We start from the raw sequence: 9506 nt of genomic DNA, 5'->3' as shown, positions 1-9506 counted from the left end.
GTTTCAATCCCCGATTTGGTGGGGTTGGGGGTTAGAGGGTGGCCTTGGGGAGGATGATCAGGAGAGGGCTGGCGGGGCGGTTTCCGAGCACCCCCCCGAAAAAACTGCTGAAAATTCAGCCGGGGCCCCCTCGATGGGTCTAAACCCGCACTGGGAGCGGATTTCATTTTCCGAGTACCTCGACGAAAACAGCGGGTTTGCGAGGGGGGTGCCAGGTGCTCGGAAAAATCCGGCGAGCTTCTTCCCTCTTCTCCTCTTTTCAAAGAACTCCTTCCTCTACTTTACACCATATCGACCGATCAGGCAACGTTATCCGCGGTTTTTCAGCCGGAGCAGGCCTGCCAGCTTCCGTGAAAAGTGACGGAAGCGCCTCTCGGCGATAAGTGCTTGCCATTGGGACCTGCAGAAAGAAAAACCGTTCGCCCTGAGCCTGTCGAACGGCGAGAATCACTTGCCCTTCGACAGGCTCAGCGCGAACGGGAACGCGAAACCGGCTTCGATTCAGCAAGACTCAGTATTGCTCTCGCGCTTCGACAGGCTCAGCGCGAACGAACGCGAAACCGGCTTCGATTCCGCGGGACTCAACAAGGTCCTCGGTTGCGTTCCGAGTTCCGTGCCCCGACCACTTCGGCATCGGAGATGTCAGGGGCCGGCGGGGAACCGCAACCGTCCGGCTTCCCGCCGCGGGCCGGCGCTTCGGCCGCATCGCTCTTGCGGTGCCAGGGCATGAGGCCGAATCGCCAGAACAGGATGAACGACGCGCAGAAGAACAGCACGGAAGTATAAAACAGCATACTCTGGGCCACCCCGTCGAAGAAACCGCGGAGCTCGCCGATCACCCGTTCCGACGAGGTGGCTGTCCCGTCGATGGCTTTTCCCAGCGCGTTCCCGGTGGGGTTGGCGATCTCGTGCATGGCGTCGGCGGCCCCGTCGGCGGCGATGACGATGCCGGCCGCTCCGCCGACCGCGAGGATCTGCCCGGGAGTCACTTTCTCGATGAGACTTCGAGGGGCGGCCTTTTCGAGCGCCGTCGTGACGGTTTCACGCGTCACGCTCGAGCCGACCGACGTCAGGGCCTTGCCTGCAGCCTTTCCGGCAGACTCGGCGACCGCTTTGCCGGCGGTCTTTCCGATCGCCTTCCGTGCGCCGGCCTTTCCGAACTGGGAAAAAAGACGGCCGATTCCCGGCACGGCGGCGTGCGCCGCGCCGTCCAGGACGACGGTCAGAACGACGAGGAACACGATCCAGAGAACCCGGTTTTTCGCGAACATACGGTTGCTCCTTTCACGTTACGGATGCAGGGACTTGAAGAACTCGGCGAACCCCTCATTGAGGCGCGCGGCGGCCCCGACGGTCTGCTCGAGCAACTGTTGCAGGCCCTGGCGGTGGGCATCCGTCAGCACGGCGATCAGCTCCGCCTCGAACCGCGGCCCCAGGTGCGCGATTTCCCACCCGGTCCAGAGAAGGCCGATTCCCGCGATCACGTCCCCGATGGGTAGAGGGCCGTCCAGCCAGGGCACAACGACCAGGGTGGCCATGCGGGTCACATATCTGGCGAAGAGCCTGGACGCCACGCTGACGGCATAGCCGGCCAGCCTCGTCAACAGGCCGGTGTAGATCGCGTATGCGTCGAAGGCGACGGCGACGGACAGCCCGGTGACGTTGATCCCGAGATTCGTCAGCGGGGCGTCGAGATCGACGGTCTGCAGGTCCCTGATGCTGATTCCGTAGATCGAGCCCTGCCCGAGCCCGGGGACGTTCTGGAGGTTGAAGCCGAGGTTCATGACGATGGTTTCGAGTTCGGTTTTATACGCGTCGAGATGCGCTTTGAACTCCCGGGCCGTCTCCTCGGCCGTGGTGCGAAGCACGGGATCGAGCTTGTCGTTGATATAGGCATCGATACGGTTTCCGCCGAATGCCTTGTCGCAGGCGAGATAGTAGATGATATTCTTGCAGGAGCCGATGCTCGACATCTTCGCGGCGGCTTTTCCGATCCGTTCCTCCGCGTTCCGATTCGACGTTTCGACGGTCGCCTGCATCCTGTCCCGGAAACGGACCCAGGCGGCGGCATTGAGGCTCGACGCGCGGTCGAGGAACCGGTTGACAGCGGCCTCGTCCAGGCCCGGCATCTTCGGCTTGACCGGGACCATCGACCATTTCAGGAGAACGATCGCGATGACGAGGAACAACGCCGCCCAGAGGATGTTCGGAGCGCGGCGACGGGGTTCCTGCGCGGCCACTGCTTTCTGCCACTCTCGTTCGAGCTCGTTCATACAAGCCTCCTCGTTCTGACGGTTTTGTCTGCGGCGCGACACGGTGAAACCTCATCGTCGCCGCCGCTCACCAACTTCAAGGCGCTCCTTCGCCGCCGGTTCAAAAAAAGACCGCGTCTGGATAACGCATCGGCGTGACGGATGCAGCTCATCTCATATGTCAGACGATAACTATTGTGACTGAAATAGATTATATGCGGCCCGACGTGATACAGCCGTTCGCCCTGAGCTTGTCGAAGGGCGAGAACTTTCGCGCTTCGACAAGCTCAGCACGAACGGCATCATGTACGCAAATAAACGTGATGAGTGTCACGTTGCTTTGTGGCGAGTCGTAGTGAAACGCCGAAATCGCCGAACGCGCCGGGTCAGTGTGTATTATCAGGTATTCTATTGCCGTTGTCGGGTTCGGCGCGGCCCGGGCCGGCGATGCGGCGGGAATGCCTGCGGGCGATGTCGTGATCGAGCCGGGCGAGCGCGGCGCAGGCGGCTTCGAACCAGGCCCGGACGTCCGGCGTCAGCTCCTCGCTCCGCCGCGGGGCGGGGCAGTGCAGGGAAAGCGCGATCCGCACCCGGGGCCCGTCGCGGCCGCATCCGTCGCTGACGGTCAGCCGCTCGGAAAGCTCGATGCGGGTGGCCTCCATGCCCGGCAGACCGGAAAATCCGTCGGCAAGCGTGAGAAGCAGGGGATGCCAGGCGTCGTCCGCCTCCGGCCCGGCCCCGGGACATTCGGTCATCAGCATGTTGACGTGGGCCGGACTTCCGCGGCGGCCGTTCCTCACGGAGTGGCCGGCGCAGATACTGATCAGGCGCATGCCGGACAGGTGGTTGAGCGCCTCGAGCCACCGCTCGTCGAGGGCCTTGTCGACCAGCCGGCCATGCCACTCCTTCTCCCACGGCTCCGCGGTGCGGCCGGCGATGCGGCGCGGCGCGCGGATCGAACTCGTACGATCGTTCATCGGAAACTCCTTTTCCTTCACTGGACGGCCGCGGTGCCGCCGAGCAGGGGCTGGCAGTCGGCATCCAGGGCGTGAATCCACCGGCAGACCTTCAGAAACCAGTCCCACGAGGCCTGCGAAGACTGCGCGTCCCGCTTCTTCCCGACCAGCCGGATCTCCATCGCGCGATGCGTCGTCAGCGTCGTTCCCGTGACCGAGAGCGTGCGGGCGATCTCGACATACAGGCCGATTCCGTCGGCGACGAGCCGCGATTCCCAGTCGAGAAGAATCGGCTGGAGCCAGCCCCACTCGTCCTGGTCGAGAAGACAGTTCGCCAGGTCGGCGCGCAGGCGGATCGCGACCATGGGAATCGACCGCCGCGTCACGGGGCCGACCCCGACGCACGCGAACGGGCGGAACACCGCGAGCGCCGAGAGCGCCCGCTCCCACAGCGGCAGGGGCGTGCACTCGCAACACTCGAAATCGTTCGCCTCGATGCGGGGGTGCAGAACCGTCGCATCCATCTTCACGCGCCGCTTACCGAACATGCTGGTTTTCATTCGTCTCGCTCCTTTTCGACTCCGGCGATCGCCGGCAATTCAGGCGCCCAGGTTTCTGGCTCTCGTATCCGTGATGACCACCTTTTCCGGCGGCAGATCGTCGAATTCGCGGCAGATCCACTCCCTGATTGCTTTGACCTGGTCGTCGGTCACGTCGGTCTCTGGAAGTATTCTTAATACGATACTAAGGGAGAAGTTTTTCGGATTTTTTCTGTATCGATTGATGGATACTTTCGCATCGTCGATGGCGTCCAGCCGTCGGAGCGCCTGCTCCGCTTCGCTCTGGACGAAGGCGTCGGAAGAGTGATCCGGATCGGTCTCGTCGGAAATCAACTTCCCCCAGCCCGACCGCGCATCGAGAGCGACTCGTTCCTGGGCGAGACGGAGCAGGACATACGGCTTGTCCCGGCGCCGGACGAGAATTTCGGTCATATTATCATTGTGTCTATATTTTATTTGGTTCCCCGAAAGAATGCTCCTGATCTGGGCCGTCTGTTCAGGTCTCAATTCGACGTCGGACAGCGTGATGAACGCATTCGGCGAGGTTGCGGACATGACGTCCGAAACGAGAAGAATCAGGAAAATTCCGACCGCCGCGAACAGGGCGCTTCGTATGCGGGATACACGGGGAGTTGCGTTTGGTGATGTTTGAATAGATGCTGACATATTCTATCTCCTTGAATATCGAATCTTTCGATGGAACGCCCGCCGCCGCGAGGTCGTTTGGCTCGGCCGGGAAGACCTGCGTTCCTCGGGGCGGCCTGGCGATGCCGTTCCGATCATGTCAAAGGCGGTCCGGTCGAGCCGGTTCAAAAAACGTCGCCGATATCGACGCCGGCTTTGCCTTTCGTTCCGATTTGGCTGATACTGAACGTCGTCGGCGTGTAAAATCCGGCTCGAAAAGGAGAGGAACGATGAAAGAGAATCGGGGGAATCTGGTCTGGTTCAAGCCGTTGCGGAAGCAGACCGTGTCGATCGGAAAACTTCTGTTGAATCTTCGGGCCGGTCGCGAAGAGCTGGCGCACCGCGGGAGTCATCTCGCCGTGGTGGCGGCCGTCACCGATGCCGTGCTCCGGGCCGCGATCCGGCGGATTCCCTATACCCGCGGGCCGGAGCTGTTTCGCCGGCTGCTCGACCAGGGGTGCGCGAAAGAGGCGCTGGCGCTGGCCATGACGGAACAGAACCCGGCCCGGAAGATCGCCTGGTTCGATGCCCTGGCCGGGTGCGCGCCTTCGGGGCTGAAGGCGGCCGTTGCGGCCGAGCGAGCCAGACTGCGGGCGATTTACCCAAATGTGGCGCCCGAGACGGTCAGCGGCGACAGTTCCCGCGCCCCTGCCTCGGCAACGCTCGAGAGCCTCGTGAAAACGGCCGCGACGCACCCCGAGAGGCTCAACTGGACCCGGGGCGCCGAGGCCATCGCGGGCGGCGCGCCCCGCAGAGGCGTCATCCAGGTGCTCGACCGCGCCGGGGCGGACGTGAGGCCGCTGAAATGGGTGCTGGGCCAGACCCGCGAGCCGATCGCCGGGGGGAAAGATGCGGTCCGCATCGTCGAATGGCAGGCGCGCCTGAACTGCCCCCTGGTTCCGCCCGAGGAGATTCGGGCGGGAACCGGCGACCTCAGGGCGGATCGCGCGTGCTTTCTTCTGGGCACGGATGTCGAAACGTATCTCGGCGGCCTGCGCGATCTTCCCCTCAAGAGGCAGGTCGAGGAGTTGTCGTTTTTGAAGGCTCACGGCAGGCGTTGGGCCGATGCCGCAGATGCGGTCTCGCTCGAGGCCCGCGCCTGGATGACGGTGGAAGACCTGCTGGCCGTCGAAGGGGCGGGGCCGCTCAGGAAAGGGTTTGCGCAGTTGCTGGAGCTTCTTTTGGGCAGTCTGGCGGAGTTTCACCTGCACCGCCAGGCGTTCCTGGAGGTTCTTGCCGGGAACGTCCCGTCGAATCCTTCCTGGCATGAGTGGCTCGAACGCCATCGAAGCAGATATGCGGATGCGGAAAAAGCCGTGCCCGCCGTGCTGAAGCTGAAGGATCTGGACGCCGTGACCGATCCGGTCCTTCTGGGGGATCTCGCGGGAAACGACGTGCCCGGACATCGTGTGGATCTTCCGGGCACGGAGCTCCTGGTCTACCTGATGCAGAGGCTGGTCAACAACGGCCTGCCGGCCCTTTTTCACGGGCTCGGGCGGCTTGCGGCCGCCGGCGTTCTCGCTCTTTCGGCTTCTTCGAGGCGGGAGATCGAAGCGGCGTTGCTCGAGCTGGAGGGTTTTCTTCTCGCGTCGGGGCCTCGGCTGGAGGCGATGACCGGCGAGGTGCGGGAGTTGTTCGGGCATCGGGATTTTCGGGAGGCGCTCGAGAAGATGGCCCTGCTTCCCAGGGTCGATGTCGGGATTCTGCACCTCGCCCTGGAGCACGCGCTACTGAGCCGGCAGGCGGCGCTTGCCAAGACCGTGGCGGCTTCGCTTCCCGGCGCCGTCGCGGGGTGGGTGCGTGGCGTTCTGGACGTGCAGAACGGGGCGTCGAAGGGGCGTGAATTCTTCGTTCAGGCCATGGAACGCGCGAAACCTGACGAAACCTGGTGGCGGTGGAGGTGTTTCCTGGCCCTGTATCTCGCCGGCGATGAGCCGGATCGGGAACTGCTCGAGGCGCGCAAAGGCGATGACGCCGTGCGAAGTTTCCAGGCCGTCTTCCGGCTGGCGGCCGGGTATTCCGAGGAGGCGGCGGTTCGCGATGCGGCCGCGTCGCCCGCCGCCCGGGCCCTGGCCCTCTGGGCCGGCGTTTCGCCCGAACTTCTTCCGGAGGCGCCGTGGCGGGCCATGCCGGGGTATTTCCATGGCTGGGAGAAAGCGCTGGCGATGGACGAGCGGTCGGGCATCCGGTTCTTCAAGGCGATCGGCTCCGTGTGGGACGCCGAGCTTCTGCACCTTCTTCACGCGACGTTCCGGCCGCGTGGCGGGCCCGCCGACGCGCATCGGCTCGCATTCCGCGCAGGCCTGCTCTGGAACGCGGAGCGCCTCGACCCGACGGCGCTCCTGGGAATTCCCTCGGTATGGCGCATTTCCGGCCCGTGGCGCGCCGAGGCCTGGTCGCGGTTGAAGCCCCTGGTGCAGGCGGGAGACGTTTCGCGTGACGCGGTGCTGGAGCTTCTGGGAACCGACCGGGACCTTTGCCTCGATCTGCTGACCGGCTCTCCCGAGCCCCGGCCGGAACTCCAGCGCCTCATACCCGGCCTGGGAAGCGATCCGGCGGCGCTCTCACGCCATTTCGACGCCCTCCTCCGATACGTGCAGACGACCGGAGACCGCGTGGTCGAGGATCTCCTGGCGGCCGAACATTCGCTGTTCCATCTCCGGTTTCGGGCCGCGCCGCCCGCGTCGCGCCAGGAGGCCGATCTGCTGTCGGCCCAGGCGGAAAGCCTGCTCCAATGGCTGCGCGGCCAGACCTACGAGGACGACGGCTTCGGCCCCCGGCTACTGGCAAGCCTGGACGACCCGGCCGCCTATGCGGTCCAGGCGACGGCCCAGGTCCGGCGAACGCTCGAGGCGTCCCGGACCGACAAAACGTTCTTCGAGTGGGCGATATCTTCTCTGATATATTACGCGACCGACCCCGCCTACCGCCAGGAAAACACCCTCGCAAAATCCTCCGGCGTCCTGGCCCTCTCGGCGAACCCCGGCCGCATCCTGTTCCAGGCCGACCACCCCGGAAAGACGATGAACGTCTACCGCCTCCACCCGATCTCCCGCCACGACCAGTACGAAAAAGACATCAACGACAGTGATGTCTATAAAGAGGTCTTGAAGCCTCTCTGCCTTTCAGATTGGGCGAAGCGGCTGTAAACATGGGTTGTCAAATAAATATATACAGATATGATATATATTTCCAGGCTGTATCCATATTCCTTCCGATCAGAGATCCGGTTTCATTCGGGACTGGCCTTGGATTTGAGTTCTGAGCGAGCCAGGGCGAACCTTCTCACGATGAATGGCAGAAACGTGATCATGAGAATCCCGAGAAAAATCATCGGCCAGATCGTCGTTTTTGTGAGAAGATCGACGGACAGTTCCTTTCCTCCCCTGATATAGGCCTCAGGATCTGCCAGAAATGTCACGAGAACCGCTGTGACGGCGAGAGCCCCCTTGTTCCTCCAGATAAAATCCATAGCTTCGTCGCCATAGGTGCGAATGATCGGAAGAAGTTCCGAACTGCGGCCTGTTGCGCTCAGCAAGCCTTCATTCGCAAGCATATTGAGCCGTTGCGCGCTCTGCCTGGAAACCTTGTTCAAGGCACCGACGGCGTCATCGCCGTATGCTCCGATCAGGTTGTCGGCGATCCCCGGATGCTTCAACAAGGCATGCCCAGCCGAGTCGCCATGCTTGAGAAAAATGGTAAGCTTTTTCGGTTGAGAAATCAGCCAGATCGCCTCGTCGCCTTGTTTTGCGCAGAACCGTATCACATCCGGGGCCTGCTCGCCCGCCTCTTTCAAAGCGGTGAAGCCGGCATGCCCGGATTTGCGGAGCAGCGGCAGTGCATCGTCACCATACCTCGTGATCATTTTTGCCGTCGTCTCCGCCACTTCTTCAACCGTTTCCCCCGCAACTCCTCTTCCGAATTTCGAAAGGATGGACTCTGCGGTTTCACGGACGAGTTTCGTGACGGGGCCCGCGGTCACCGGGTCGGTGAGACTCGAGGCGAAGAGGGCGATGAGAAGAATGATGCGGAGTGTTTTCATGGCAGTATCCTCGATACGGTTTTATTCCAACGTTCGCGTCTTTCGGCAACGATCTTGAGCAGTTCATCATTGATCGCCCTGGCGCCGTTCGACGACAGATTGTCGAGCGCAGTGATCATTTCGCGTTCGATATCTCCAGCAGGATCGTCATACCATTCCCAGACGGAATCCACGACGAGTCCGATCAGGACCGAGGAGCCGAAAGACCACCAGGAATTCGCCGCGCTGGTCGCCAGAATCGCCGAAGAAACGCCGAGCCGGATAAATATCTGCGTCCCTATAGTCGAAACGATCTCCGAAACGACGAGTTGTCCGGCGGCCTTCGCTGCATCCCACTGAGAAGCCTCGATGATGCGTCTCGTCGCCTTTCTGAACTCATCCGCCGCAAGAGGCATTTCATCCGGCGATAACGAACGCCCCAGCAGTTCCTGCCGAACCGCAACGGCAAGTTCGTTTTCAATCCCGTCGAGATCCTTCAGACTTTCCTCGATAGAACGCTGGATTGCCGAACTCAGATCTTTCTGTGAAAAGATATGCTCGTCGAATTTTTCGATAATGTACTTTTTATGACCGTCCCCGTCTGCGAATGGCAGGTAGGATTTCACGACGCGCCATTTGCCATAGAGAGATATGATCTCCTGTGAGAATGCTTTTACGCCCGATTTGCGAGCGTCGATGAACTCCGCAAATTCGGTGGAGCGATGCGCGACCGCACTGATGGCCTTCGTCTCCGCCTCCCGGACATGCCGGTTGCCGCACGCCTCGAGGCCGATCTGATAGAGCAGGATGGCTCCGAAGGAAAGACAGACGACCGCCATGAGGGAGAGAAAGAGAAATCTCGCCTTGCCCATAGGGAGCTTCTTTTCATTGCCAGTCATTGGATTCTCCTTGTTACTACTCGTCTCATATGTTAGGCAACAGCTATCACGAGTAAAATATAATTCCTCCAGATCGACTTGGCACAGCCGTTCGCCCTGAGCTTGTCGAAGGGCGAGTGCATTCGTGCTTCGAC

The 9506-nt window shown here is 62.0% G+C and carries 9 protein-coding genes; 2 read left to right on the top strand and 7 right to left on the bottom strand.

Annotated features, from left to right (window positions below; genetic code table 11):
* The coding region (locus PLU72_20060) for a hypothetical protein (protein ID HOT30479.1) at positions 1-361 on the top strand (361 nt) is incomplete at its 5' end.
* A 220-nt stretch (positions 362-581) separates the two neighbouring features.
* Here the strand turns inward: PLU72_20060 and PLU72_20055 are convergent.
* From PLU72_20055 to PLU72_20035, 5 genes are all read right to left on the bottom strand, one after another.
* Positions 582-1271 (bottom strand): hypothetical protein, encoded by a 690-nt coding sequence (locus tag PLU72_20055; protein ID HOT30478.1) that lies wholly within the window; start codon positions 1269-1271, stop codon positions 582-584.
* Between the two features lie 18 nt (positions 1272-1289).
* Complete coding sequence (locus tag PLU72_20050) at positions 1290-2273, bottom strand: hypothetical protein (protein ID HOT30477.1); 984 nt, start codon at positions 2271-2273, stop codon at positions 1290-1292.
* 365 nt (positions 2274-2638) lie between these two features.
* Complete coding sequence (locus tag PLU72_20045) at positions 2639-3229, bottom strand: hypothetical protein (GenBank protein HOT30476.1); 591 nt, start codon at positions 3227-3229, stop codon at positions 2639-2641.
* Positions 3230-3246: 17 nt separating this feature from the next.
* Positions 3247-3768 carry a hypothetical protein gene (locus PLU72_20040; protein ID HOT30475.1) on the bottom strand — a complete coding sequence of 174 codons (522 nt, stop codon included), beginning with the start codon at positions 3766-3768 and terminating at the stop codon, positions 3247-3249.
* Positions 3769-3807: 39 nt separating this feature from the next.
* The gene (locus PLU72_20035; protein HOT30474.1) at positions 3808-4434 is read right to left on the bottom strand and encodes a hypothetical protein; all 627 of its coding nucleotides are present in this window, start codon (positions 4432-4434) and stop codon (positions 3808-3810) included.
* A 248-nt stretch (positions 4435-4682) separates the two neighbouring features.
* On the opposite strand from PLU72_20035, the gene PLU72_20030 reads away from it, so the two are divergent.
* On the top strand, positions 4683-7601 hold the full coding sequence (locus PLU72_20030; GenBank protein ID HOT30473.1) for a hypothetical protein: 2919 nt from the start codon (positions 4683-4685) through the stop codon (positions 7599-7601).
* An 83-nt stretch (positions 7602-7684) separates the two neighbouring features.
* Here PLU72_20030 and PLU72_20025 read toward each other — a convergent pair whose 3' ends face one another.
* Together PLU72_20025 and PLU72_20020 are read right to left on the bottom strand one after the other, a co-directional pair.
* Positions 7685-8494: a hypothetical protein gene (locus tag PLU72_20025; GenBank protein ID HOT30472.1), complete on the bottom strand. Its 810-nt coding sequence runs from the start codon at positions 8492-8494 to the stop codon at positions 7685-7687.
* Positions 8491-9506, bottom strand: a 1016-nt coding sequence (locus PLU72_20020; GenBank protein HOT30471.1) for a hypothetical protein, incomplete at its 5' end; no start/stop codon positions are given. The genes PLU72_20020 and PLU72_20025, both read right to left, overlap by 4 nt.

The sequence above is a fragment of the Candidatus Ozemobacteraceae bacterium genome, from assembly GCA_035373905.1.
In the GTDB taxonomy this organism is placed as follows: domain Bacteria; phylum Muiribacteriota; class Ozemobacteria; order Ozemobacterales; family Ozemobacteraceae; genus MWAR01.
This window is presented reverse-complemented; position numbering and strand designations above follow the sequence as displayed.